The organism is Ruminiclostridium cellobioparum subsp. termitidis CT1112, from assembly GCF_000350485.1.
Classification (GTDB): domain Bacteria; phylum Bacillota; class Clostridia; order Acetivibrionales; family DSM-1351; genus Ruminiclostridium; species Ruminiclostridium termitidis.
This window is the reverse complement of sequence record NZ_AORV01000026.1, coordinates 306,392-332,453: the sequence shown is the minus strand read 5'-3', so window position 1 is coordinate 332,453 and position 26,062 is coordinate 306,392. Positions and strand designations below refer to the sequence as shown.

Here is a 26,062-nt window from a genome sequence, read left to right as displayed (position 1 = left end):
CGTTTAAACTGATAAGTTGCTAAAATGCTAAATTGTTTAAGTGAGTAGACAACCTACTTATCGTTGTTTTGTGTTTAGTCAATCAAAGGAAGTATCGAGGTGATAATAATACAGTTTGAAGATTTTCCACCGAAGATAAAAATGCATATTAATGGTGTGGTCGCAAAATATATGGACTCTTATGTTAGAGACCATCTTGTTTGGACACCAGAACAATTATGTGCTGATTTTGTTGCATATTTGAAGAAACTGCATTCGAGAGGCTGTTATGGTGACTATGAGCTTATTGATGGAGAAATTGCTCCGCTTCATAAAGATGGACAACTTTGGATGGTATCAAGCGATGCTAATACATATTTAATGGACAAATTTAATAGGAAATATGAAAAGCATAAGGTATTAGCAAGGAAGAAGGCTCCTCTGTTCGACAGGATTAGGTTAGGATATAGATGGGATACGACGAAATTTTATGATTTAAACTACGGTTTGAAGAACGGGTCTGACTATGAGAAAGCTGATATTGTTGAGAAAAGCACTATAGTACCTTGGACAATGGAGCATGTTAATCAGCAATTAAAAAGCAAATACAACACAGATCTCGGGAGTGTTTTAATTGAATTATCCAAAAGTGAAATAGAAATTAATTTTTATGATTATTGGTTAAATATGTATTATTCGAACCCGCTTGCACCAGCACTTATTCCCGAGGTCTGTGGTGACAGAGTTATGTATTATTGCTCCAAATTTAGAGATGAGTATGCGTTAGAAAGCTTGGAACATTGGCCTTCGACTGACGAAGTTAAGCGAATGAATATTCGATTTGATTTCGCAATAATTAACTGGCATAAACAGAAAAAGCTATTGATTGAACTTGATGGGCATGAATATCATAAAACTGTTGAGCAGAGGAATCATGATGCAATAAAAAGGACAATTGCAGCAAACAGAGGATGGCAGCTAGTTGTAATTACAGGAACTCAAATAAACAGAAACATTGACGCATGCTTTAGTAATATAAAAGAATTCCTCCAAAAATGATTAGATTTTGTAACCTATTATGTAAGAAGAAACTTATAATAAATGATAATTTCTGAAGAATTAATAAAAAGAATTTTTTCATCATTCTCCGGCTGGAGCGGAATGGGATATTGAGGTTATCTGGTGGTTTTTCAGAAGCGGAAATTGATAAAGCTTTCAATAAAGCATTTGGGAAGTATTTGATTGAGTATATAGAACTAAATATGTGGGTTTCACTAGATTTGAGATCAAATATATGAAAGATACATTGATAGTAATATATTTTATTTCTTATAGTAGGCAGTTACTTACACTCCGATTTTAGGATGGAGGTTGATAGACACTATGGAGAACAAAGTAAGCATAGAAACCATTCAAGAAATTATTGAGAAGGTGTTAACTGAGCTTGTTAAACATGACAATTATTTGTTACATAAAAAATTAAAGGAAGAGTGCATTAATCACAAGCTGGCTATACATATTGAAAAAGAAATAACAAGACGCAACATCGATAATTTTCATGTGGATATCGAATACAACAAAAATTGCAACGCCCCTAAATATGTAGAAATAAATGGTGAACAGATGTCAATCCGTCCAGACATTATTGTGCATAAAAGAGGGAGTAATAAATGCAATTTTTTGGCCATTGAAGCAAAAAAGACTTATAAATCGAAACATGACATTCAAAAGATACAAGCTTTGTTAAGACGCCCATATAAGTTTGATTTCGGATGTCTTATTTCATATCTACCTGAAAAAAGCTATATAAAATATTCAATTTTATTATTTGATAAGGAAGTTTACGAATATGTAAGCATAAATGGTATTGTACAAAAGAAGCAAGCAGTATGAGTATCAATTTCGAGAGAGAAAAGTTGGGAAATCATAGCCTGCGGACTGATTGATATTAGTTTATTCCTGAACGGCTTTTTTATTTTATAATTATTCAACAGGTTTGCAAAAATGATAAAAAGTTCAAAATTCGTAGAAAATTAAAACGGATTAGTATATAATGGAAAAGATATTTTAATATGCTTATTGGCTTTAATAATGTGCTTGTCTGTTAATTACTGCAGCTTCCATCCGCCTCACATGCCCCCGCAAAATCTTATAAAAACAAAGAGTGCATGCCGCCCCCCTACTCTTCTAAAGTTAGTGCTATAGTCTTTGTTTTGCTCAAATTCTTGAAGAGTACCATTTGGGGTAAGGGTTCTTTTGTAAACATCATCATACATCTCAATAGTACAATAAATATGTGTAAATTGCTTTTCATGCAAAGCATCAACAAGCAGTTCAGTGGCTCTCCACTTTTGCAATACAAAGCCCTTTAACTTATCAACTTTTATGAGTGAAGAGATAAAGAAGTCTTTAGTTAATTTTTTTGATATTTGGTGCCAAAATAACTATTCTAGGTCGATTCACTTTGCATTTTATACAGATGTAGTGCTCCGCTTTATTGCATTAAATATTGTATTATTATAAAAGATAATGAGAGTATTCCCTTGTCGTAAGCTGTCAGGATGTTATTCTTGCTTTCTACCACTCGTTGTGTTACTATCGTGTTAGAAGTGATAGTAACTGATAGAAGGAGCGGTATTATGAAGTTATTTGAGAGTGAAACAGTTGAATTAAAGCAAGTCTATACATCTGATCTAAAGAAAGAAATTGTTGCCTTTGCAAATACAAACGGCGGTACAATCTATATTGGTGTAGACGACAGCGGAGAAATTGTTGGTCTCGATAATGCCGACTTTGTTATGCAGCAGATATCTAACTCATTAAGAGACAGTATCAGACCAGATATCTCTATGTTTATTAATATAGAGTTAATGAGAGAAGATAGCAAGTTTTTTATTAAGCTTACTGTCAGCCAGGGCACAAAAAAGCCATATTACCTGTCAGATAAAGGACTGAAACCAACAGGTGTCTATGTTAGGAGTGGAACAACATCCGCACCAGCGTCAGAAGATGCAATCCGCATGATGATAAAAATGACAGATGGTGATTCCTTTGAGGCAAATCGTTCTCTGACTCAAGAGTTGACTTTTAATACACTAAATGAGGAATTCAAAAGAAGAGGATTAGAATTTACAGAAGTACAAATGAAAAACTTAGGCATTCTATCTTCTGATAATATTTACACAAATATGGGGCTGCTTGTTTCAGACCAATGCAAACATTCTATCAAATTTGCGATTTTTCAAGGTACAGATAAATTAGTATTTAAAGATAGAAAAGAGCTTGGTGGTTCTCTTTTTGCCCAGCTTACAGATGCCTATAAAACCATTGATTTTTATAATGGTACAAAAGCTACGTTCCATGATTTATTGCGCACAGATGAGAGAGATTACCCCGAAGATGCCGTTCGTGAAGCATTGCTGAATGCTATTGTTCACAGGGATTACTCTTTTAGTGGCAGTACGTTTATAAACCTTTATTCTGACCGTTTAGAGATTATCTCGTTAGGTGGACTAGTCTCAGGATTATCCTTAGAGGCAGCTATGCTTGGAGCATCACAAACCAGGAATGAAAAGCTTGCAGCCCTATTTTATAGAATGAAGCTCATTGAGGCATACGGAACAGGTATTAGTAAGATCCTAAGCTGTTACAAGGGGTTACCGGTACGGCCTGAGTTTGAAAATGTTGAAGGCGCATTCAAAGTAGTCCTTCCTAATATTCATGCTCAAGCTTTAAGGGCAGAAGAGGAGAAGTATCTGCCAATACTCAGATTGTTTGAAGGTCAAAAAGAAATTGCTCGCTCTGATGTTGAAGAAGCTTTGGGGAGCGGTATGACGCATGCCATTAATATGCTCAAAGAAATGCAGGAAAGAGGGCTTATCATAAAAGTCGGCAATGGCAGGCTGACAAGGTATGAGGTGAAACGAAAGGATTCTAATATTTAGAAAGAAAACCTCTGTGCCATAAAATGCTGCCTGCATCAACCGGAGGTGTCCATAGCTACGGCTATGCCTGTATGTATCAAAACTTAGGGATTAAGATGAATAAATTTGCAGGTTCTGCACAAAACGCATATAAAATTATGCAAAAAGACGATCTGATGTGCAGAAAGAGAGTGCGCATATGAGAGAATTCATCTACTGTATATTACCAGATGAACTGTTCTGCAATGGTATCATGAGCTTGGTATCAGCCATCAGGCAAGAAAACGGCATATATACGAAATACGGAGAAGACACAATCATAACACAGAGAACCTCGCCGACAGGCGATGGTATATAAGGTGATCGAATGGCAAAGCATGAGTTTGGAATCTTTGAAACGGAGCCGGAGCAAGATAAAAGGTATGATGAATATTGCCCCGAAAAATATGGCTGCATTGCAATACTCGACGATTACATTGAACCCCTGCTCGGGGAATTAAGTGTACTGGAAACCTATATTCACACCCTTTTCCGTCCGGGCAACGGGCTCGTATATTACGGCATAACATTAATACCGCCGTCATCGCTGCTCGAATTTAAGAAAATAATTGACTTAACCGGCAGAAAAGAGTTGCAGGCCCTTTCTAAAAAAATAGAGGAAGCGATGCAGCGTCATAAATTTATGATCCATTACGGAATATAAGTAACCTCTGAAATTTAGCGGGGAGTATTTTCTTACGAAGATACTCCGCTTTTTTTATGCCCTTTTTAGGGATCTAAATGTATGATATCAAAACGAATGGAGGACAACCCTATTCAAATGACTGCCGAGGATGCTATCCTTACAGTGTCACAGAACCTCCTGTCGTAGTTACTATTCTATGATGGTAGGTCTTTTCGTCATTATCCTTTTTTCTTGGATCTGCTCACTGTTCTGTAATTAAGCTTTCTACATCGTAAAGCCGTGGTGCCTTTATTCCGTACTTTCTGGCATCTGTAATAACTTCCTGTACGGCATAGCCAACTTTAAAGTGGTTATGCGCCACAAGCGCATAGGACATGCTTTTCGGAGAAAAAACAACGTGACTCATAAGAAAACTAACGACTTTCGGCGGCAGGCCGCTCAACACACTTGTCAAAAAATCAAGTTTTGAGCCCTTTGCTTTCAAAACAGGGATCATTTCTTTCAAGTTCCGGCCTAATCCATCGAGCGCTTCGCGTGAAGATATTACTTTTTCAAAACTGCCGCTTTTTAATACTTCGACTTCCATTGCAGCGTTGAATGCGAAGTGATTCCAGAGCCAACTTTTAACATCCTTTTGAACCATTATCTTAAAGCCTGCTCCAACAAAAAGCTTGCGGACCTCTAAATCTCTTTTGGTTGGCTCGGGTTCAAATGTTCCAAACTGAACTGTCTTATAAAGCCCCCCATAAAGAGTGTTTCCTTCAAACCCGCCGCCGGCACCGGGGAAGCCATAAACAATTTGACTGAGCGGAATGGGCTGAACAGCTGATTGAGGGTCTCGCCAAAAGTTATTGAAAAAAAGAACCGTTGCATTTCCAACTCGAGGAGCAAGGTATTTTACCGCACTTGATACCTGCTCGGGATTGACGCTCATAAAAATGAGGTCATAGTCGTGATTTTCGCTTATTTCTTCATGTGCTACAATAGGCCATTTTTCTTTGACCAGTCGGTCTTTCTTGCTTTGCCTTGCATCCCATATTTCTAAGTTTACATGTGAACCATATTGTGCCTTTCTACCTTCACGAACATAAAACTCAACGGTATGGCCTGCATTTTCAAACGCCCAGGCGTACAGCGTTCCTACAACACCGCGACCCAAAAATAATATTTTCATACCGTATCCTCCTGAATAATCACATGTTGATTTTTCAACAAGTGTTTGATATTCTTAGCATACTGATATGTGGAGAGAATTTCAATAGTTACAGTTGTTCCAACTGTTGAAAACTCAACACATTGTGCTAATCTGTTGAATATCTGGAGGAAAACTTTGTGGATAGAAGAATACAAAAAACAAGGCAGTCAATTATGAATACCTTCATAGACCTTTTGGCTGAAAAGGGATTTGAAAAAATAACCATCAATGACATTGCCAAACGTGCAAACATAAACCGAGGGACTGTTTATCTACATTACGTGGATAAGTTCGACTTGCTTGACAAGTGCATTGAAACATATGTTGAGCAGCTGCTACATCACTGTGCAAATAGCGCTGATACTAAATTAGACGTAAGCGCATTTCAAAGCGTATTTGAATATTTGGAGAAAAATTTTACAATATACAAGTTGCTTCTTAGTAATGAGGGAATTGGATTTTTCCGCAGCCGATTGTATGCTATCATTGCGCAAACGGTAACCGAGGTTATCGGTATAAAGTCAGAGAACCACGCATTTTCAAATGGTGTAACTACTCATTTTTTAGCTTCTGGGTTTATTGGCGTATTGGAATGGTGGATCAATAATTCTATGCCTTGCAATGTTCAGGAAATTACTGAGCAGCTTATGTTTTTGCTGGAACCATACACCAAGCACCTTGTATCACGCTAACTTAATTTGCTGATAATATTTTTACTATTAACTTGAATTGAAATGCAAAAGTAGGCAACAAATCAACTAAAAAGGGCCTATCCAGGCGACTTTATGCGAAATATAGGCTTCCGTCAAGGGGAGACCAGACGTGTACGGCATCTTATTGAGCGTATATTAAGGTTAAAAATCAAAAAAACTTGAATCAAACCTTGTATTCATGCAGATTTTACGAAAATGCGGATTGAAAACAGTTTTGAAAAGTGCTGTACCAGAAATGGTATGGCATTTTTGATTTTTATTAAAGTATATTTAGAGAATGTTTGTAAATAGAGGATTTATGGTCTATTCTTAAATAAAAGAATCCCCAAAGTAGAAATTCGATGAAAAATAAAAAAATTCCAAGACTTTTGCTGGTTCTTGAAATGCTCCAAAGGACAGATGTTGAACATCCTCTTAACACAACGAAAATCATAAACAAATTAATGCAATGTGGTGTTGACGCTGAGCGGAAGGCAGTGCTGCGAGATTTGAAAGCTCTGAAAGCCGTTGAATATAAAATTATCAAGTGTGACAATCACAATCGTAGCAATTATATGGGAGCGTACCTTTTTGAGAAGCATGAGTTGAAAATAATTGCAGATTTGGTAGCAGATGCAGCATTCCTCACTGTTCAAGCAAGTACAGCAATTTTGCAGAAAATATGGTCATTATGTTCGGTTTCCACTGCATCGCTGCTGGAGGAAGGCAGTTTTATAAATGAGTCTAATAAATGGTTGCTTCACATGGGCTTAAAAGTAAAAATCTTGCGTACAGAGGAACTGCAAATGCAGTTTGTAGAGTATGTCCGGAGAAGATACGCCGATTACTTGGAACAGTATCGTTTATAAAATCAGTGATGTCGTAAAGTGTTAAGCATACTAATAGAGATATTATTTTTATAATGTTATGGAGGAAAATGGGAAATTTTATCGAATAATATATTATTATAAGCAAAGAATTAGTGATTCTTGAATTTGATATAAATACTTCAGACAGCGATATTTAAAAAGATTGGGGATGCGTGGTGGATAAGGAGAATACGATTAAATTATTTGAAGATAGAAGAGTACGTGTTTTATGGGATGAAAAAAAAGAAAAATGGTTTTTCTCTATTATTGACGTTATTGAAGTGCTGACTGGAACTGATCGCCCCCGGAAATATTGGAGCGACCTGAAATCTAAACTTAATTCAGAAGGGAGTCAACTGTCCGAAAAAATCGGACAGTTGAAAATGAAAGCCGAAGACGGAAAAATGCGGTTGACCGATGTTGCCGACACGGAGCAACTTCTGCGTTTGATTCAGTCAATCCCATCTCCAAAAGCAGAACCTTTTAAAATATGGCTTGCAAAGGTTGGAGAGGAAAGAATAGACGAAATCGCTGATCCTGAACTTGCAATTGAACGTGCCCTCGAAACATATCTCAAAAAGGGATATTCAAAGGAGTGGATTGACCAAAGGTTAAAAACAATAGAAGTCAGAAAAGAACTGACAGATGAGTGGGATAAACGAGGCGTTCAAAAAGGTATTGAATATGCAATATTAACGGACGAGATCTCTAAGTCCTGGGCAGGATTAACTACTAAAGAATATAAGAAGCTTAAAGACTTAAAAAAGGAAAGTTTACGGGATAATATGACGAATCTCGAATTGGTTTTGAATATGCTCGCAGAAGCTTCAACTACCGAAATTTCCAAACAAAAAGAGCCGGAAACCTTTGAAGAAAATAAGACAGTGGCTCGACAAGGTGGTCAGGTTGCAAAGGCAGCCAGAAAGCAACTTGAAGAAACGACAGGAAAAAAAGTTGTAACAAGCAAGAATGCAAAGAGTATGAAGGAGCTTAAGGAGTAGTGGAATCGCTGTATTTGGTACTAGTTATGTCTATAATTGGAAGTTGGGATAAGATAAACTATTTTTAAATTAGGGGGGATCTTCCAATGCCCAATATATTTTTTGAATTATTTATTGAATCTGCTGATTTTTCTGGTAAGGATTTAAAAATTAAAAAATCTAGTGCATATAGCTCCCAATATAATACCTTAAGTATAACTGATAACGATATTGAAAACCTATATAGTAAAATTTTACGAGCTAAAGGTGATTGGGCAAGTCTTAATTTTTATAATTTCAATAATAACTTCTATATTGAAATAAGTTTGATATTTAATGCAGGTTACCAATCTGTTGAACATGAGAATATTATTAATAAAGTACTAAAAATTTGTGATGATTTTGTTAACGCTAGTAAAGTAGGTGAAGTAAACATTTACTATAATAATCTCAGTAAGCTGGAGGAAATAGCTTTTGATGAATGCTATGTATTGAGCTTATCAGAAGGAGGAGGTGGGGTTATTGATTTTGATGTAGTAAAACAAGTCCTTAATGAAAAACACCTTGATTACAATGTAGTAACCGAGAAGATAAGTAGATTCGATGGTGGGGCAAGTGGAAGTAGTGAAGAATTTATTGCTTTTTTATCTGCAACAGTTGCTTCTGGTTTAACTTGGGATATGGTTAAAATGGCATTAGCATATAAACTAGGAATTGATATTGATAGAATTATTATAACTTGTTTAAATAAAGCTAAGTTTAAAATATTACGTAGGGATATTGCTGATAAAATAAGAGAAAGATCTAAAGATTTATATTTAAAGAGATTTGAAGAGAAAAACTCAAAATTAATACTTGTCTTTGGTTGTAAGGGTACAGAAATTGAAGTTGTTTGTGATAAAGAATACAGAATTAAAAGTTTAAAAATAGGGTAATAAAACTACGAATATAAGATAGCAATTAAATATTGATTTTTAAGTACATTATTTCGGCTCTGTTTTTTTAGCATGAAGTGGGAAACTGACACAGGAAGAAAGGGATTGTAAGTCCGGCTCAGGAATGTCGCGGATGAATACGTTAACTTCCTATTATATCCACATTCCCATTGGGCTAATAATTAGAAATTTAAATTCTTCATAGGAGATAATTAATATATGGGTGAAATTGTAAGCATTAGTATTGGGTCATATTCATTTTTATCATATAAAAACACCTTTGGCGATTTATTGACTATATTTTGCCCTGAAGACCGCTGTGTTAAAGAAAGTACTGACGATGATGGTGAACCTTATACTAATTATTCTTATATTACAACAGTCGAACGTGCTAAAAAGTGCTTGGATTGTTTAGGCTTTACTGTTGAAGCCGCGAGAAATTCATTTGAGAAAAGTAAACAAGAAGAGATCGAATATCTTGATGAATATTTTGATGAGAAGTATCACTCATATGACAGTAAAACCATAAGAAGAAAATTTACTTTTGATAAATGGTGTTCAGCAGCAAAGCGGTATGCACTTATATTATCAAAAGACCGTTTTACAAAGAAATGCCAATATACAAATTTGGAAAGACAGCGTAAAAGGAAACGTCTATCTGTTGCAGATCGGATTGTACTTGACTCTTTACCATTTGAACATAATGAGCATTTCTTCGGCATCTATTTTGAATATACCTCCCGATGGGAAATATTTAGAGTTTTGTTGGATGCTTTTGAACCTAAAACGCAAATTGTGTTGGAATATACAAGTTTATTCAATGGTGGATGGTGCAATGAGTTTCCAGAAGAAGATGAATTCTGTGCATCAAAAACAATTATTCTAACTGAAGGAAAATATGACGCAGATGTATTATCAAAATCTATGGGAATCTTATATCCTTATATGAAAAAATACTATTCATTTATAGACTTTTCTGGAGCCAATGTACAAGGCAGCACTAATTTCTTAACACATTATGTCAAGGCCTTTATAGGAGCTGGCATTCAAAACAAAATAATTGCATTATATGATAATGATGCAACAGGACGTTTAGAAATAGAAATGCTGAAAAATATATGTCTTCCAACTAATTGTAGAATTATTACACTGCCATATATTGAGCTCGCTAAAAGCTACCCCACTATTGGCCCAACAGAAGACGAATGTGTTGATATAAACGGAAAGGCTTGCTCAATAGAGTTATACCTTGGAAGAGATGCTTTAACTGAAAATGGAAGCTTGATTCCAATCATGTGGAAAGGTTACATAGATAAAATATATACTTATCAAGGTGAAATTACAAAGAAGGGCGAAGTTCAAAAGAAGTTCGATAGAAAAGTAGAAGCAGCTAATCAAGATGGAATAAAAGATTTTGAAGACTGGAAGGAGATGGATTTATTGCTTAATACTATTTTTTATGCGTTTATGAAATGAAGGTGGAAGACTTCCAATTATCCATATAATGGATAGCAATATATTGGATTTTATATAACGTCCGATAAAAGGTTAAGATTTGGGGAAGATAGGTATTGCTTACCCAATAAAATTTAGCCCTGACTTGATACCAGCGTTTTTTGACCGTTCAAGGCATTGTGAGGCGGTAGTCCTATTGCAACAGTAAATGATTAATGGTTAAAAATGAGTACTAATAAAAGAGCAGGCTGTTATCAATACGATTGCTGTAAAGAAGAATTAATGGGTGATGGGAATGTATAGAAGTTCCATGTGGCGTAGATATGCTTCAACCAGAAAAAATTAAACTAAGGGCTTTTGTAGATATATTCTATAATTATCAAAACAAAATAATCTGAAATCAAAGACTAAGTTTATAGGTGCAAAACAAGACCTTTGCTGAGTCTTTTTTATACAAAAAAACTCAGGGGAGATACTATGCAAGACGCCTATTCAATAGCAGCCTTGTTCTTTCTCATTAAATTCTGAATCACCTCTTCAAGAAAAATAAAAAAAACTGTCCGTGATTTTTCATAAGGCAATAAGTCATTAGGCTGATTGTACTTGGAAAGCCAGAAAATATGGTCACACTGTTTAAACAGGTCAGTATTATATTCTTCGACTACCATAGCAACTTGACAAGACTTTGCTGTTGCAGCATTATATATACTTTCAAAGGTATGAAACTTACCAGTTACCGTAAGCAGAATAAGCAAGGTAGATTCATCTGATATTGATGAAATGGATATTTCATCAGCGACAGCGAAAATTACCTTATTTGTTACTGTTCTTAACCGATACTCAAAATATTGGGCACAAATAAGTGACGGCCCATATCCAAATAAAATAATCTTATCATGGGCTTCAATAAGAGTAATTAGCTCTTCAACTTTTTTTTCATCAAATCCGTCAATAAATTTTGAAATCCTTGTTAATTCATCAGAAGGCTCTTTGGAGGAAATTTCTCTTGCATATAGGAAATCCAAGTATTGCTTATAGTTTTCAAATCCAAGTTTTTTTACAAATTTAGATATTTTTGAAACAGAGCAGTCGCACAATTCTGCAGCTTCTGAGATTCGTATATTGGAATGTTGTCTGCTGTAATCATAAAGCTTTGCGTAAATTTGCTGCTCTAAAGGATTTAGAACACTTAAATTAACATTAATCATTTTGACACACCTCAGATTGATTTGATAAAGGTTATTTTATCATTAAGAGCATGCATTGTAAATCTAAGTGGAAAATTTTCCGATTACGACATAGAAAAAATAATAAAATAGAAAATTTTCCGATTTTTCAATTGACATTTAGCGTAACTGTATATATAATCAAAGCATGATCATAAATAATATACAAAAATAGTGCACTTAATATTATCTTTTTTGGCTATTTTTTTTATACAGAAACAAATTGGAGGAAGTTATGTTGAACACTGATATGATACTCAAAACATTAGCAGGTATGCTTTCACCGGATCAAATCAACATTAATGAAGATGATCTTTATGATGCTGCTGCCGACAGGTATAAGAAGTATGCCAAGGCTAAAAAGGTATTGGATGTGCCAAGTCCGATTGCAATTGTATATCCCCAAAATACTGAGCAAGTCAGCAAGCTGCTTATGTTCTGTAACGAACATGGAATCAACGTTATTCCGAGAGGTGGGAAGACAGCTACCGAAGGCGGTCTGGAAACTTGGAAAGAAAACACCATAGTTATAGACGCACTTAACCTTAATGAGATTATTAATATTGATACTTACAATGCTCAAGCAACAGTTCAGGCAGGTGTTGCCCTTCAAGACCTGGAAGATGAGCTTAGAAAAGTAGGTTTTACAACTGGACACTCACCTCAATCAAAACCAGTAGCAAAATTAGGAGGTCTGGTTTCCACAAGGAGTATAGGGCAATTTTCTACATTGTATGGTGGTATTGAAGATATGGTAGCAGGCCTTGAATGTGTATTTCCTGATGGTCACATTTCGCGCATAAAAAACATACCAAGAAGAGCTGGAGGCCCTGATATCCGACACATCGCCATAGGAAATGAAGGTTCTTTATGCTTCATAACCGAGGTAACAATCAAGATATTCCGATATTACCCTGAGAATAATAAATTCTACGGCTACCTTGTGAAGGATATTGATACGGGTATCAAGATTTTAAGGGAAGTCATTGTAAATGGCTTCAAGCCATCAGTGTCCAGAATTTACTCAGAGGAAGATGCAGCTCAGCATTTTTATCATTTTTATGAAAACAAATGTGTACTGGTATTTTTGGCTGAAGGACCTAAAGGAATAGTGCAAGCCACCGGTGACGCTATAGAGGAAGCTGTTGCAAAATTCAGTGATGGGGTGGTTAAGCAAGTAGACGGCCAATTAATTGAGGATTGGTTTAATCACCTGAATTGGTCTCAGAAGGATATAGATGATGAGGTTGAGGGCATGATTGAGAATGACAGCCATTCTGGATTTACAACAGAGATTTCAGCAGATTGGGAAACCATTCCAAAGATATATTATAACGTAATAGAACGTGTCAGAAATGATTTTTCAAGAGCTCACGATATTACAATGCTGGGAGGCCATTCTTCCCATAGCTATATTAACGGTACCAATATGTACTTTGTATATAACTATGATATACATTGTGCTCCTGAGGATGAAATGATTATTTATCATCATCCAATCCAGAAGATTATCGTTGAAGAAACTCTTAAAGCAGGAGGTTCTATGTGCCACCATCATGGGATTGGAAAATATCGCAGTGAATGGACTCTGATGGAACACGGAACAGCATACTATATGCTTGAAAAATTGAAACAAGCCTTTGATCCCAAGGGCATTATGAATTACGGTACAATTTTTCCTCAGGAAGAGGGAATAAAGAAGTACATTAAGTAACAGTAAGTAACAGTAAGTAACAGTAAGTAACAGTGCAACTCATCAACCACTCTCTTTAAGTGCGTAGTAGGAGTTAAAGAGAAAATCCTTTAAATTTTTTAGGAGGGCTTATGGAAAAGAGTAATTTTAAACGGTATTTTCAGTTTTTCCTAATTATTCTGGCAGCTGGTGCAATTTATCCGGTTATTTATCTGAGAACAAACTATCAGGTCACTATTCTTGAAGTATTCAACTTAAGTCAGGTACAATTAAACAACTTTTATTCAATGTTGGGTATTGCATATGTTATTGGTTATATTCCTAGCGGAATAATTGCAGATAAGATATCTGTGAAAAAACTCATAACCATATCATTATTTGGTACTTCACTCTGCGGCTTCTGGTTTGCTCAAGTACCAGATCATACATCGGTAAACATTATATTCTTCTTGTGGGGCATTTTCTCAGTATTTACTTTCTGGAGTGCACATATGAAGATTGTCAAGATGCTGGCGAAAGCTAGTGAAGAAGGTCGTTTCTTTGGAATTCTTGACGGTGGAAGAGGTGTTGTCGAAGCAGTAATGGCAAGTATAGGCCTGGCCGTTTTTGCAGCTATTCTTGGAACCAGTGAAGCCCTTCCTGATAAAAGATCTGCTTTGGTTGCCGTTGTTTATGTATATTCTGCAATAGTATTCATTGTTGCTGTTCTGATCTCTATTTTTGTTGATAGCGACAAGAAGCTTGCTGCTATGTCAGAGAACAAAGGGGAAGTTGAAGGCGAAAAGTTCCACTTTAAAGATGTTGGCAAGCTGCTTAAAAATAAATATGTATATCTGATGGGCGGAATAATTTTTATGGGATATGCAGTATTCTGGACAGTTTATTATATTGGCGGATTCCTTCAAACCAATATAGGTATTAATGCGGTTTCGGTTGGTACCATTACAGTAATAGTTCTGTGGATGCGTCCTGTAGGTGGCTTTATCGGTGGGTTCCTTGCTGATAAAATAGGTCGTCCTACTACTATCAAAATTGCTATAGGAGCAGCTGCAGCTCTTTTGATAGTTTCAGCTTTAACACCTGTTTCAGCTGCGAAACTTTTCCCTGTTATTATGGTAGCTTTGGGAATTTTCCTTTATATGATTCGTGGCACATATTGGTCGCTTTTGGGCATGTCCAAAATTGAAGCTGCAATGATGGGAACAGCAATTGGAGTTATTTCATTTATCGGGTACCTTCCAGATATTATCCTGCCACAGTTAAACAGCTTTCTTTGGGCTACATTTGGTGATAAGGGCGGTTATAATGCTTACTTCATTGTCAGCGCAGTATTAGGCTTGCTGGGTATTGCAATATTAACTGTTTATGCCAAACTAAACAGTAATGAGAAAAAGGCTCAATAATATGAAACTTATATGTGTTGTGAAGTTTGTACCCGATGTAGATAACTTCAGATATGACTTTGAAAATAATAAACTTATAAGAGAAGATATGCGCCTGACACTTAACCCGGACGATGCATGTGCAGTAGCTTTTGCATTAAAGGTTAAGGAGAAACTGGCTGGTACAGTTGTTGAAGTGGTAACTATGGCACCGGAGAAAATAATTCCTCACATGGAGGATTTACTAAGGCTTGGTGTGGATAAAGGAGTAATTTTATCAGATAAAGCCTTTGCAGGGAGTGACACCTATGTTACCAGCAAGGTACTTTCCAGATATTTGCTGGGTCAGCATTATGATTGTATCATTACCGGCACCCACGCTGTTGACGGGGACACGGCTCATGTCCCCGCTCAATTGGGTGAATGGCTTGGCTTAAATCAAATGTCAGGTATTACTCTGGTTGATATAGAAAAATTCAACAAAGATTTTGCATATGTTGATGTGGATAATGATCAGACTTATGTTACTTATGAGGTATCATTACCGGCAGTTCTCAGCTTGACAAGGGAAAGCGGTTATAAGCTTCCTTATGTCCGGAAAGGTGAGATAAACAGAGATGTAAAGTCATCAATATATATACTTGGCAGAGAAGACTTAGGCTTAAATGAAGACCAGACAGGATTAAAAGGTTCACTAACACAGGTTGTTGAAACTTACGCCAAGCAGTATGAAAAACGAGACAGGACATTGGTCAAAGCTGATAATGACGGTGTTGAGACAGTGTTCCATTATCTAAAGGAAAAGGGATTTATCTAAATGAAAAAATGTCTTATCTTTCTGGATTCTGAACAGATTCAAAACAGTATAGAGCTTTTGGAGGTTGCGCGCCAGATGTATCCAGATGAGCACTGGGAATCGTATGGTGTGGCCATCAATTATTCTCCTCTGGAAGCTCATGGTTTTTTTGATTTTATAATTCAGGTAAATGCCCAGAATATTAAACAATACAACGTAAAAGAAATAACAAATGCTATTTCCGATATTCATAAACAATATAATTTTGATGTTATTTTAATTCCAGCAACCTGGTGCGGAAGAATTCTTGCACCACGATTGGCGGTAAGGCTGCAAACAGGTTTGACAGCAGATGTCACTGAAATACGTCATAAGGAAAATAACATTGAAATGGTTCGGCCTGTATTCAGCAACAGACTTATGGCTGGCATCGTTAACAAGAGCAATGGACCTGTAATGATGAGCGTACGCCAAAATGTGTTCAAATACACTCAGAATAAAAATAAGCAAACCCAACTTGTGGAGTTTGATTATTTGTCATATGAAAAAGCAGGTATAAGGCAAGTACGTGTTTATGAAAAGCCTCAATCGTATGATATAAGAGAAAGCAGCATATTGGTTTCCGGCGGTGGAGGAGTAGGAAAAGATTTTTACCGCCTGGAGGCTTTGGCTGAAGTTCTGAAGGGACATGTAGCAGCCAGCAGGAGAATCGTTGACAAGGGGATTGCTCCACGTAGTATTCAGGTTGGACAATCGGGTAAAACTGTCAGTCCGAAGCTATATATAGCACTTGGCATTTATGGGGCTATTCAGCATGTGGAAGGATTAAAAAATGTAGATTGTATCATCTCGGTTAATACCAATATTAACGCACCCATTTGCAGTCTATCTGATATTGTTGTAGAAGGTGATGCATTACTTTTTGTTGATCTTTTGACTGAGAGAATTCTAGAATCGATGCGATATCAGAATGAGGGAAAAAATAATTAATAAATATGGAGGAAAATACTATGAAGCTATCAGATTTTAATATGGATTTCTTTTCTCTGAAGGGTAAAAATGCAATTGTAACCGGTGGAAATGGAGGACTTGGCCAGGCTTTTACCACTGCCTTAGCAAAAGCAGGTGCAAACGTACTTGTTCCAAGCCTTGCAGATGATGACGGATCTACACGTGCTCTGGTTGAAGCTTGCGGTGTAGAATATAAATTTATGGTGGCAGATATTACAGCAGATGGTGAGTGCAAGAGAATTGTAGATGAATGTGTTAATACATGGGGAAGCATTGATATACTCATTAATTGTGCTGGGATAAGTATAAATGTACAGGATGTTACCAAATATACCAGAACAGAATGGGATAAAATGATTTCCATTAATCTGACAGCAGCCTTTGAAATGATTCATGAGGCCTGCAAATACATGATTAAACAGGAAAGCGGGAAGATAATTAATATAGCATCTCTTTATTCCTTTTTGGGAGGACAATGGTCGCCGGCCTATGCATCAACAAAGCATGGTATCGTAGGCTTAACTAAGGCAATGTGCGATGAATTGGCTCAATGGAATATACAGGTTAATGCTATTGCTCCGGGATATTATGCAACACCAATGACAGAAATGACCAGAAAGAACGAAAAACGTAACGCAGAGATTCTAGCTCACATTCCTGCAAATCGTTGGGGGTATACTGCCGACCTTATGGGTACAACCATTTTCCTCGCCAGCCGTGCATCTGATTATGTAAATGGCACTACCGTAACAGTAGATGGTGGCTATTTAATGAGATAGTATCAATTAATGTAAAGAGGGTATCTTATGGAAAATAAATTTATTATTGCTATAGATGGTGGTACTCAAAGTACCAAGGTTGCTTTGTTTGATACCGTTGGAACAGAAATTTGTTCACATACAGTCAAGCTTAAGCCTATGAATCTGTACGGTGACAGCAGGGCAGAACATCCGGGAGATGACCTGTGGGACAGCTTGAAGGAAGCATGCCAGCAGGCTCTGAAAAGATTTACGGGTGACAGGAAGGATATCATCGGCGTTGGATTGGGATCCATCAGATGTTGTCGTGCTCTGGTTAAGAAAGACGGCAGTTTAGCATCACCTGTTCAAAGCTGGATGGATCTTCGATTGTCAAAACCATATGAACATGATGATAACAATGTCAGATATGTCACCACGACTACCGGTTATCTGACCTATAGAATGACAGGTGAAGCAAGGGATACAAGAGCTAACTATGTGGGTCCGTGGCCTATTGATCCAGAAACCTTGAACTGGTTTGAGGATGAAGAGAAATTCAGGACCTATACTACACCAAGAGAAATGCTGTTCGAGTTAGTGGACCCGGCTAGTATTTTAGGGCATGTTACAGATGAAGCTGCTATGGCTACCGGTATTCCTGCCGGAACGCCGGTTGTTGCTACAGCTAATGACAAGGCAGTTGAAGGTCTGGGTGCAGGGCTTGTGGATGATGGAACAGTGCTGGTATCTCTTGGAACATATATTACTTCAATGATGGTTGGAGAAGAGAATAGTGAAGGTACTTTGAATTACTGGACTAATCCTGGTGCAACACCTGGTGAATTTCTTTATGAAAGTAATGGAATACGCCGAGGCATGGCAACAGTAACATGGATTAAGGATCTGCTTGGAAGTGATATTGTGACAGCAGCAGCAGAGCAAGGTATGTCGCCGGAAGCTTATCTTGAGATGATTGCAGCCGATTTACCTGCTGGAAGTGATGGATTATATACAGTACTTCATTGGCTGGCGAGACCTACTCATTTACATGAAAGAGGAATGATGATAGGTTTTAACGGAAATCATAAAGGATCACATATGTTCCGTTCTGTTTTGGAAGGCATAGCCATGACAATGAAAAACCATACACAGGCAATGTGCGACGAACGAGGCGTTTCGCTGACAAGCATTATTGTCAGTGGCGGGGGATCAAATGGTGACCTGTTTATGCAGATATTTGCTGATGTTTATGGAGTTCCTGCTCACAGAAATGTTATTAATGGCTCTGCAAGTATGGGCGCTGCTATCTGTACGGCTCTGGCTTTAGGTGTTTACAAGGACAGACAGGATGCCATTCAGCATATGGTAAAACGCAGGGATACATTTTACCCGATTAAAGAAAATGTTGCACGGTATAAAGAAATTAATGAGAAGGTCTATAGCAAAATTTCAGATTATACAGACCAACTCCTCAGAACATCACACGAGATATTGCACAACAAATAAATTACAAGGCAGGAAAATGTCCCCCGCTTTTATAAATGGCGGGTTCCACTTACGGTTTTAAGGCGGTGAGCATACCTCCCGCCTCTTTGAATTAAGGCGTTATAATACATCACTGTGGAAAGAGACAAATTTGCGAAGGTGAGGGATTATTATCAAAAAAATAAGACCTATTGCTTTCTGGCCGCCGGTTATACTGTTTATAACGGCATGTGTATATAACTTTATTGACCAGGAACATTTTGTAAAAATGATTAATTATGCAAATGAAAAGCTTATGGGTAATTTCTCCTGGGCTTTTTGCCTTGGAGTATTAATAATGTTGGGTGTCATTGTTTATATAATGTTTTCAAAGTTTGGAAATGTTAGAATAGGAGGACGTGATGCGGCACCAATGCTGGATGATGTAAGATATTTCTCCATTACTTTAACCAGCATAATTGCTATTGGTATTTTGTTCTGGGGAACATCAGAACCCATATATCATTTGAACACTCCTCCTGAGTCTCTCCACATATCGCCGAAAAGCCCGGAAGCAGCTGTTTTTGCTATGTCAACACTGTTTATTCACTGGGGTTTTTTGCCTCTTGCTATTTACGCAGTACCTACTATCATGTTTGCATTTGCTTTTTACAATATGAAAAAGCCGTATACACTTGCATCCACCTTAACTCCTGTTTTTGGGAATAAAATTCTTGGGAAATGGGCCCAAGGAATTGATGCTGTATGTATGTATGCACTTATTGCAGGAATGTCGGCATCTCTGGGGACAGGTGTGCTGTCAATTGCCGGGGGGCTTAAATATTTAACAGGAATTCAGACAGGGGCCTTATTATGGGCTATGGTTGATATTGCAATTGTTGCAACCTTTGTTATATCATCAATAACAGGTATTTTTAATGGAATAAAAAGACTATCAGAGATTAATTTCATAATATTTTTGATTCTCGCTGTATTTGTATTTATAGTTGGTCCTACTTTTTTCATGCTCAATATAGGTGTTGAAGCCTTTGCAAATCATCTTCAGACATTTTTTACCAAAGCTTGCTTTACCGGTGCGGCAGCAAACGATCCATGGGCAGGTTGGTGGACAATTTTTTACTGGTGCAACTGGTTAGCGTGGGCGCCAATATCAGGAATGTTCCTTGGAAGGATCTCTTATGGACAAACAATCAGAAAAGCACTTATTGTTACGTTTGTTTTACCTGCTCTGTTCGATATCGCATGGATGACAATTTTCGGTGGTGCTGCTATTAAAATGGAGCTTACTAAGGGCAACTTGATGGAAGCCATTGGAGCTGGTCCTGAGTTTGGGGTTTATGAATTTTTTAATCATTATCCAATAGCATATATAATAATCCCTGTATTTATAGGATGTATGTTCCTGTCATATGTAACGGGTTCAGATGCATATACGACAACACTTGGAGGAATGAGTACAACAGGCATATCACAAGAGGATCCCGAGCCATCCTTTAAAATGAAGATTTTCTGGGGTGCAATAATTGGAGTTGTTACATGGGTTATGATTTCATCAGCGGGAGTAAATGGAATAAAAATGCTTTCAAACCTTGGAGGTGGACCGGCACTTCTGCTGGAGATAATGATATGTGTTTCACTAATAAAGGTAGCACTCAATCCCAAAAAGTACGATACGTTCAAGCAGGACTATACTGAGGACGGTATTCCCATTAAATCTGACACAAAGAAAGCTCTTATGTCTGATAAAGCAGTAAAAGAAAATATACTGGGTTAATTTATCCACAATAAAAAAAGTATCGCAACTACTTTAAAAAGTATTTTGCGATACTTTTTTGTGCACTTTATACCGCCCAAATACTGTGAAATAAATCAGTTCATTGAGTTTGTATCCGATTTAGTTATAGAATTTGAGAAGTAGCAGCTTTATTTATTTCCAGGACGCTGTGATCCATTTTATTACTTGCAATTGCCATTAATATATAATATGATATTCACATACTGATCGGTATGTGAATATCATATTATGTCTTTCTGAAGAGGTGCTATAATGAACTCTGGTGATCGGATATTGCATGCAGCAATAAACTTATTGCAGTTTAATTCTTATGATGAAATTACTTTTGCTGATATTTCTAAAGAAACAGGAGATCATTGGACTACGGTTCGAAGATACTTTGGCAGCAAGGATAAAATGAGGTCGATTCTATATAAAGAGCAAATGTCAAAAGAATATGCCATACCGGATACAAAAACGAAGATTTTGGATGCAGGCAGCCATATGTTTGCGAAAAATGGGTATGAAGGAACTTCGCTAGACCAAATAGCGAGCAATGCAGGATTAAGTAAAGGAGCGGTTTACTGGCATTTTTCCAATAAAAGTGACCTATACCTTGCAATTTGTGACCGCAGCTTGAAACAGCTTGTTAATAATATAGGTGAAAAATTTAATACTGCATTCGCTTCTGCTAATCAACTTGATGCGATAAAATCACTTGTAGAGTCAGAACTTAAATCCTGTGAGGACTATGCCGGAGAATTGCCAAGACTCTTTTTACAGTTTGTTTCCACTAATAGTGAGAAAGCAGTGCAAGAGAAATTAAGTGATTCTTTTGCCAACCTGTTCTTAGAGACTTCAAATGTTTTAAAGCAGCTGCAACAAAAAAAACTAATTAATCAGCAATTGGATTGTGAGGCATTGGCTGTATCGCTTCATGCATTAATAAATGGTATTGTGCTTATGTGGCTTATTAATCCATCGGGTGTTTTATTTGACAGGGTTTCATCTGCTGTTGCAGAGTTGCTGTGGCATGGAATCGGACCCCAAGATAGATATCTGTAAAAAAAATCTACTGACAAGATGGTGAATAGAAAGGAGGAGTAAAATGTTGATTACTGTTGTAAGCGTCATCATTATTTTAGTGGCTACATTATATTTTTACAATCAGCATAAGTTTAAAAAAGTATTGCTGTTTCCACCCAAAGGGAATTTTGTAAATGTTGGTGATATAAAGCTGCATTATATTAGCAAAGGTGATGGAAAACCTTTGGTTTTTATACATGGCGGCATTTTGACAGGTAATGATTTTGAAAAGGTGATAGATTTGGCTGCTGCCCAGGGATATCATGCTATTTCATTTGACCGCCCGGGGTATGGGTATAGCCAAAGATATAAAGACAAGAAAATGACACCTATTGAGCAAGCTGTACTAATACATGATGCACTGACTCAGTTAGATGTTCAAAAACCAATTATAGCCGGACATTCCTGGAGTGGAACCATGATTCTTGCATATGCATTACTGTATCCAGATGAGATTTCAGGCATTATAACACTATCGGCAGCTGCATATAAGGAAGGATATCCTGCAGCAAATGGAGATGCAATATCAACGATTATCAGCATTCCGATTATAGGTGATTTCATTCTCAATACCTTACTCTTTCCGCTGGGCAAAATTATGGCTGAAGGTATGCTGAAGGCTACTTTCAATCCTGATCCGATTTCTCCGGCTTATAGAGAAGACACCTTCTTATTTTGGCTTAGACCGGGCCAATTCAAAGCAAACAGAGAAGATGTATTGGCATTTGCTCCGGCAGCAGAAGAAATCCATTGCAGGTATAAACAGATCAAAGTTCCAATGGTTATTGTAGTGGGAGAGAAAGATCCGTTTGGAGTTGTAGAGCAGGCACACAGGTTGAACAGGGATATACCTGAATCTAAATTGATAGTAATACCTCATATTGGGCATATGATTCCTCAATGTCATCCGCATAGGGTAATGGAAGCTGTTTATGAACTCAATTTCCTAATGCATAAATAGTTTTTTATAGTACAAATAATGCGAACAAGTCCTATATAAATTAACGGCTTTTTCATATCAAATACTCATTCGTTTAGTCAAACCCACAAGAGAGGTTCCGTAAAGCATGCGACGCGATACACTGGATTTGATACCATAGAATGATTTGTGATATGACAGTATGGGTATGAAAAAGTTAAATTCCATAAGATTATTAATGATAATAAATCAAACACATAAACATGCAAATGAATATTCAATTTGCATTAGCGGTTGCATTGATGTGCAGCCACTTTCCTTATTTCCGGGGCATTTCCCGGTTTAAGAACGGAGAGATCACAAGTGAAGCCACAGTTGAATTTTCACCAAATAGAACGCAGAACTGTATTTCAAAAGATGAGATACAGTTTTTATTTTAAAAATGTAAAGGAGGAATAGGAAATGGACAGTAATAGATTCTTTGATGAAATTACCCGCATAGGTTGTAAAAAGTATAACATAAACAATAAAGTAAGGAAAAATAAGGAAAAATGAGGTAAAATAAGGAAAAATAGTCAAAAATAAGGTAGAATAAGGTAAAATAAAGTGGTTTTCGGTAGTATTTGTAAAAAGATTTTACCAAAACCACTTTAACTATTTTATAGCTTATGTTAGAATTAATTGGAAGATTAAAGTAGAACAAGTAAAAAGTAGAATTTAAAGTGATTTTAGTAAAAAATAGAATTTAAAGTGATTTAATAAAAGTAGAATTTAAAGTGGCTTTGGAAAAATATAAAATTTAAAGTAATTTTAGTAAAAAATATGTCATATATAAAGGTGAATATTATGAATTTTGATAAACCAATTGATATGGCTAGAGCAACTCACTATGGAAATAACTGTTATGAGGTATACAGTAAAAAACTGAAAAGAATTGTAAGGTTATTTTCATCTCTGGAATATACAAATTTTCTTACTCTTGAAATAAATCCTTCAGTAATAAGTTTTGTGAGCAACCTTAATTTAGGTTTTGATCAGTGATTATGGGTTGAGATGTAGCATTACGTTATTTTGTGTTGCTTTTTTATTATAACTAATAAATCACCAGACGGAAATGGACATTATTTGTAACCATGTATCGGCGATGTCAGATAGCAGAGTGAATACAGTGCAGATATAAATTTTTGAAAGGGTGGATGCAGTGTTTGACAATGGGTTAGGATTTACAATGATGTTGGTTTCAACCATATTTGTGTTGGTTACAACATATTACCTGTTCGTTTTATTTAAAGAAATCTTTACGAAAAAGCGGACATTTCAAGGAAATGGTGTCAAAGGTATCGAAATACTTCTGTTTTCTTTCGTGCTTTTAGGAGGCATTGGTTATTGTTTGTATAAGGCACCCTACGCACTGTACAATTCCACATGGGCATTGATTGATGAATTCGGACCGTCTTCCTTGATGAATGCAGTAAAGTGCCTGATAGTTGTTATACCTATGTTCTTTTTATATTATATGCTTTCTTATTTCTTTGTTAAAAAGGGTGATAAACCGTATTTTATGATTGTCGTCCTCAGTATTTTAAGTGGAATAGGTAATTCCATGGTCATATTTGTTATCAATGCGGCCCTAAGCAGAGTAATGAATGATGAAAGCAGAAGAGCAGGGGTTGAAAGTGGTTTATACTTATTCTATATCCTTGGTATTGCACTCTTTACTGTCAGTGCTATGGTTGTCAGAAAGAAATTAATTGTAATTACCAGTGAAGTTGTATATGACAAGAGGATACAAATCATCAATAAATTGATGCAGGCACCCTATGATAAATTTGAAGCACTGGAAGATGGAAATATACATGCAGCACTGAACAATGATACCGAGAATGTTAGCGGTTTTGTTAATGCCTTTGTGAATGGATTAACTGGAGTTATCACCCTTGTTACCTGTTTCATCTACCTGGCAACGATTAATTTTCTTGGTATGGTGATTTCTGTCCTGGTTATCTGCGGTGCCGTTGGGGCATTTTTAATTGCCAGCAAGAATGCAGAAAAGATGTTTGAGAAAAACAGAGATATTCAAAATACGTTTTTTAAGTACATCAATGATATGCTAAAAGGTTTTAAGGAATTGTACATAAATAAAAGAAAAGGAAAAGAGTTTACCAACGATATTAAGAAGAGCTGTGAAGACTATAGGGATACACGGGTACAAGCTGAATTTGATTTTGTCGGCGTATCCATACTGGGTGAGATTCTCTATATTGGTGTAGTAGGCATAGTAGTTTTTATTTTCCCATTGCTTTTCCCTAATCTGCAAAATAATACACTTCGAAACTATGTCCTGGTATACCTGTATATGGGAGGTATTGTCAATCAGGAAATTTTTCTGGTCCCCGGCGTAATGCGTGTTTTGGTCAGCTGGAGAAGAATCAATCAGTTTATTAAGGATATTTCATGCATTGAGAGCAATGAAAAGAAAGCAGACCACAAGGTACAAAACAGTAAATTTGACATTAAAGTAAAAGACGTTGTGTTCCAATATAAAAATGAGAACGGTGAAAAGTTCAGAGTGGGGCCTATCAATTGTGATTTTAAGTCAGGAGAAATCATTTTTATTTCTGGAGGAAACGGAAGCGGGAAATCCACATTGGCAAAGCTGATAACCGGCTTATACACCCCTGATGAAGGTGAAATTTCCATTAATGGGGAAAAAGCCGATCAGGAAACTTTAGGGAGCTACTTTTCCGCAATTTTCGGGGACTATTATCTATTTGATAAAATGTATGGAATTGACTACCAGTCCAAAACAGAAGAAATTCGGAAGTATCTCAAAGTACTCAGAATTGATGACAAAGTACAGGTCAAGGATGGTTTGTTCAGCAGTACCAAACTTTCAACGGGGCAAAGAAAAAGATTGGCATTATTAGTAAGTTATTTGGAAGAACGGCCGGCTTATCTATTTGACGAATGGGCGGCCGACCAAGATCCTGAATTTAGAAAGTTCTTCTATAAAGTACTGCTGCCCGAACTAAAAGCTCGTGGCAAAACAATCATCGCCATAACCCATGATGACAGTTACTTTGATGATGCGGACAAGCATATCAAGATGGAAACGGGACAAATATTGGAGTATAAAGTGAACCTGACTGTAGGTGCTTAAAACGAAGTTTCGAAGACAATTCGTGTGATAAATTTAAATAAAGGGGCAGTAAAAATGCGAAAGTACTTATTGGCAGG

General features: G+C 36.7%; 23 protein-coding genes. 21 read left to right on the top strand and 2 right to left on the bottom strand.

What is annotated here, in order from left to right:
- Window positions 1–99 precede the first annotated feature (99 nt).
- The 5 genes from CTER_RS08610 (at window position 100) to CTER_RS08590 (ending at window position 4,605) form a co-directional block, all read left to right on the top strand.
- Window positions 100–1,038, top strand: coding sequence for a DUF559 domain-containing protein (locus CTER_RS08610; RefSeq protein WP_004624780.1), 939 nt, complete (start codon window positions 100–102; stop codon window positions 1,036–1,038).
- 324 nt (window positions 1,039–1,362) lie between these two features.
- On the top strand, window positions 1,363–1,872 hold the full coding sequence (locus CTER_RS08605; RefSeq protein WP_004625068.1) for a hypothetical protein: 510 nt from the start codon (window positions 1,363–1,365) through the stop codon (window positions 1,870–1,872).
- 746 nt (window positions 1,873–2,618) lie between these two features.
- A complete protein-coding gene (locus CTER_RS08595) occupies window positions 2,619–3,923 on the top strand; it encodes an RNA-binding domain-containing protein (RefSeq protein ID WP_004624882.1) in 1,305 nt (434 codons plus the stop codon).
- 178 nt (window positions 3,924–4,101) lie between these two features.
- On the top strand, window positions 4,102–4,260 hold the full coding sequence (locus tag CTER_RS28245; protein WP_165585954.1) for a hypothetical protein: 159 nt from the start codon (window positions 4,102–4,104) through the stop codon (window positions 4,258–4,260).
- A 9-nt stretch (window positions 4,261–4,269) separates the two neighbouring features.
- Window positions 4,270–4,605, top strand: coding sequence for a hypothetical protein (locus tag CTER_RS08590; protein ID WP_004624821.1), 336 nt, complete (start codon window positions 4,270–4,272; stop codon window positions 4,603–4,605).
- A gap of 223 nt (window positions 4,606–4,828) precedes the next feature.
- Here CTER_RS08590 and CTER_RS08585 read toward each other — a convergent pair whose 3' ends face one another.
- Window positions 4,829–5,761 carry a ketopantoate reductase family protein gene (locus CTER_RS08585; protein ID WP_004625016.1) on the bottom strand — a complete coding sequence of 311 codons (933 nt, stop codon included), beginning with the start codon at window positions 5,759–5,761 and terminating at the stop codon, window positions 4,829–4,831.
- Window positions 5,762–5,919: 158 nt separating this feature from the next.
- On the opposite strand from CTER_RS08585, the gene CTER_RS08580 reads away from it, so the two are divergent.
- The 5 genes from CTER_RS08580 (at window position 5,920) to CTER_RS08560 (ending at window position 10,734) form a co-directional block, all read left to right on the top strand.
- Window positions 5,920–6,474, top strand: a complete 555-nt coding sequence (locus CTER_RS08580; protein WP_004624926.1) for a TetR/AcrR family transcriptional regulator — start codon at window positions 5,920–5,922, stop codon at window positions 6,472–6,474.
- A 362-nt stretch (window positions 6,475–6,836) separates the two neighbouring features.
- Window positions 6,837–7,343 (top strand): hypothetical protein, encoded by a 507-nt coding sequence (locus CTER_RS08575; protein WP_004625093.1) that lies wholly within the window; start codon window positions 6,837–6,839, stop codon window positions 7,341–7,343.
- Window positions 7,344–7,519: 176 nt separating this feature from the next.
- On the top strand, window positions 7,520–8,344 hold the full coding sequence (locus tag CTER_RS08570) for a BRO family protein (protein ID WP_004624785.1): 825 nt from the start codon (window positions 7,520–7,522) through the stop codon (window positions 8,342–8,344).
- An 86-nt stretch (window positions 8,345–8,430) separates the two neighbouring features.
- Window positions 8,431–9,258, top strand: a complete 828-nt coding sequence (locus tag CTER_RS08565; RefSeq protein WP_004624830.1) for a hypothetical protein — start codon at window positions 8,431–8,433, stop codon at window positions 9,256–9,258.
- A 219-nt stretch (window positions 9,259–9,477) separates the two neighbouring features.
- Window positions 9,478–10,734 carry a HEPN/Toprim-associated domain-containing protein gene (locus CTER_RS08560; protein WP_004625044.1) on the top strand — a complete coding sequence of 419 codons (1,257 nt, stop codon included), beginning with the start codon at window positions 9,478–9,480 and terminating at the stop codon, window positions 10,732–10,734.
- Between the two features lie 467 nt (window positions 10,735–11,201).
- On the opposite strand, the gene CTER_RS08555 is transcribed toward CTER_RS08560, so the two are convergent.
- The gene (locus CTER_RS08555) at window positions 11,202–11,921 is read right to left on the bottom strand and encodes a MurR/RpiR family transcriptional regulator (protein ID WP_004624987.1); all 720 of its coding nucleotides are present in this window, start codon (window positions 11,919–11,921) and stop codon (window positions 11,202–11,204) included.
- A gap of 253 nt (window positions 11,922–12,174) precedes the next feature.
- Between CTER_RS08555 and CTER_RS08550 the strand changes: the two genes are divergently transcribed.
- The 11 genes from CTER_RS08550 (at window position 12,175) to CTER_RS08500 (ending at window position 25,985) form a co-directional block, all read left to right on the top strand.
- Window positions 12,175–13,653 (top strand): FAD-binding oxidoreductase, encoded by a 1,479-nt coding sequence (locus CTER_RS08550; RefSeq protein WP_004624904.1) that lies wholly within the window; start codon window positions 12,175–12,177, stop codon window positions 13,651–13,653.
- 110 nt (window positions 13,654–13,763) lie between these two features.
- The gene (locus CTER_RS08545) at window positions 13,764–15,035 is read left to right on the top strand and encodes an MFS transporter (RefSeq protein ID WP_004625075.1); all 1,272 of its coding nucleotides are present in this window, start codon (window positions 13,764–13,766) and stop codon (window positions 15,033–15,035) included.
- 1 nt (window position 15,036) lies between these two features.
- Window positions 15,037–15,831 (top strand): electron transfer flavoprotein subunit beta/FixA family protein, encoded by a 795-nt coding sequence (locus CTER_RS08540; RefSeq protein ID WP_004624869.1) that lies wholly within the window; start codon window positions 15,037–15,039, stop codon window positions 15,829–15,831.
- Window positions 15,832–16,800 (top strand): electron transfer flavoprotein subunit alpha/FixB family protein, encoded by a 969-nt coding sequence (locus tag CTER_RS08535; RefSeq protein WP_004624916.1) that lies wholly within the window; start codon window positions 15,832–15,834, stop codon window positions 16,798–16,800. It begins immediately after the preceding gene.
- Window positions 16,801–16,820: 20 nt separating this feature from the next.
- Window positions 16,821–17,600: an SDR family oxidoreductase gene (locus CTER_RS08530; RefSeq protein WP_004624992.1), complete on the top strand. Its 780-nt coding sequence runs from the start codon at window positions 16,821–16,823 to the stop codon at window positions 17,598–17,600.
- A 27-nt stretch (window positions 17,601–17,627) separates the two neighbouring features.
- On the top strand, window positions 17,628–19,067 hold the full coding sequence (locus CTER_RS08525) for an FGGY-family carbohydrate kinase (protein ID WP_004624971.1): 1,440 nt from the start codon (window positions 17,628–17,630) through the stop codon (window positions 19,065–19,067).
- Between the two features lie 145 nt (window positions 19,068–19,212).
- Entirely contained in the window at window positions 19,213–20,820 is a 1,608-nt protein-coding gene (locus tag CTER_RS08520; RefSeq protein ID WP_200859458.1) for a BCCT family transporter, read from the top strand.
- Window positions 20,821–21,093: 273 nt separating this feature from the next.
- On the top strand, window positions 21,094–21,885 hold the full coding sequence (locus CTER_RS08515; RefSeq protein WP_004625078.1) for a TetR/AcrR family transcriptional regulator: 792 nt from the start codon (window positions 21,094–21,096) through the stop codon (window positions 21,883–21,885).
- A 43-nt stretch (window positions 21,886–21,928) separates the two neighbouring features.
- On the top strand, window positions 21,929–22,867 hold the full coding sequence (locus CTER_RS08510) for an alpha/beta fold hydrolase (RefSeq protein ID WP_004624833.1): 939 nt from the start codon (window positions 21,929–21,931) through the stop codon (window positions 22,865–22,867).
- An 804-nt stretch (window positions 22,868–23,671) separates the two neighbouring features.
- Window positions 23,672–23,866: a hypothetical protein gene (locus tag CTER_RS08505; protein WP_004624870.1), complete on the top strand. Its 195-nt coding sequence runs from the start codon at window positions 23,672–23,674 to the stop codon at window positions 23,864–23,866.
- Between the two features lie 349 nt (window positions 23,867–24,215).
- Window positions 24,216–25,985 carry a cyclic peptide export ABC transporter gene (locus CTER_RS08500; protein WP_242834950.1) on the top strand — a complete coding sequence of 590 codons (1,770 nt, stop codon included), beginning with the start codon at window positions 24,216–24,218 and terminating at the stop codon, window positions 25,983–25,985.
- Window positions 25,986–26,062: the final 77 nt, after the last annotated feature.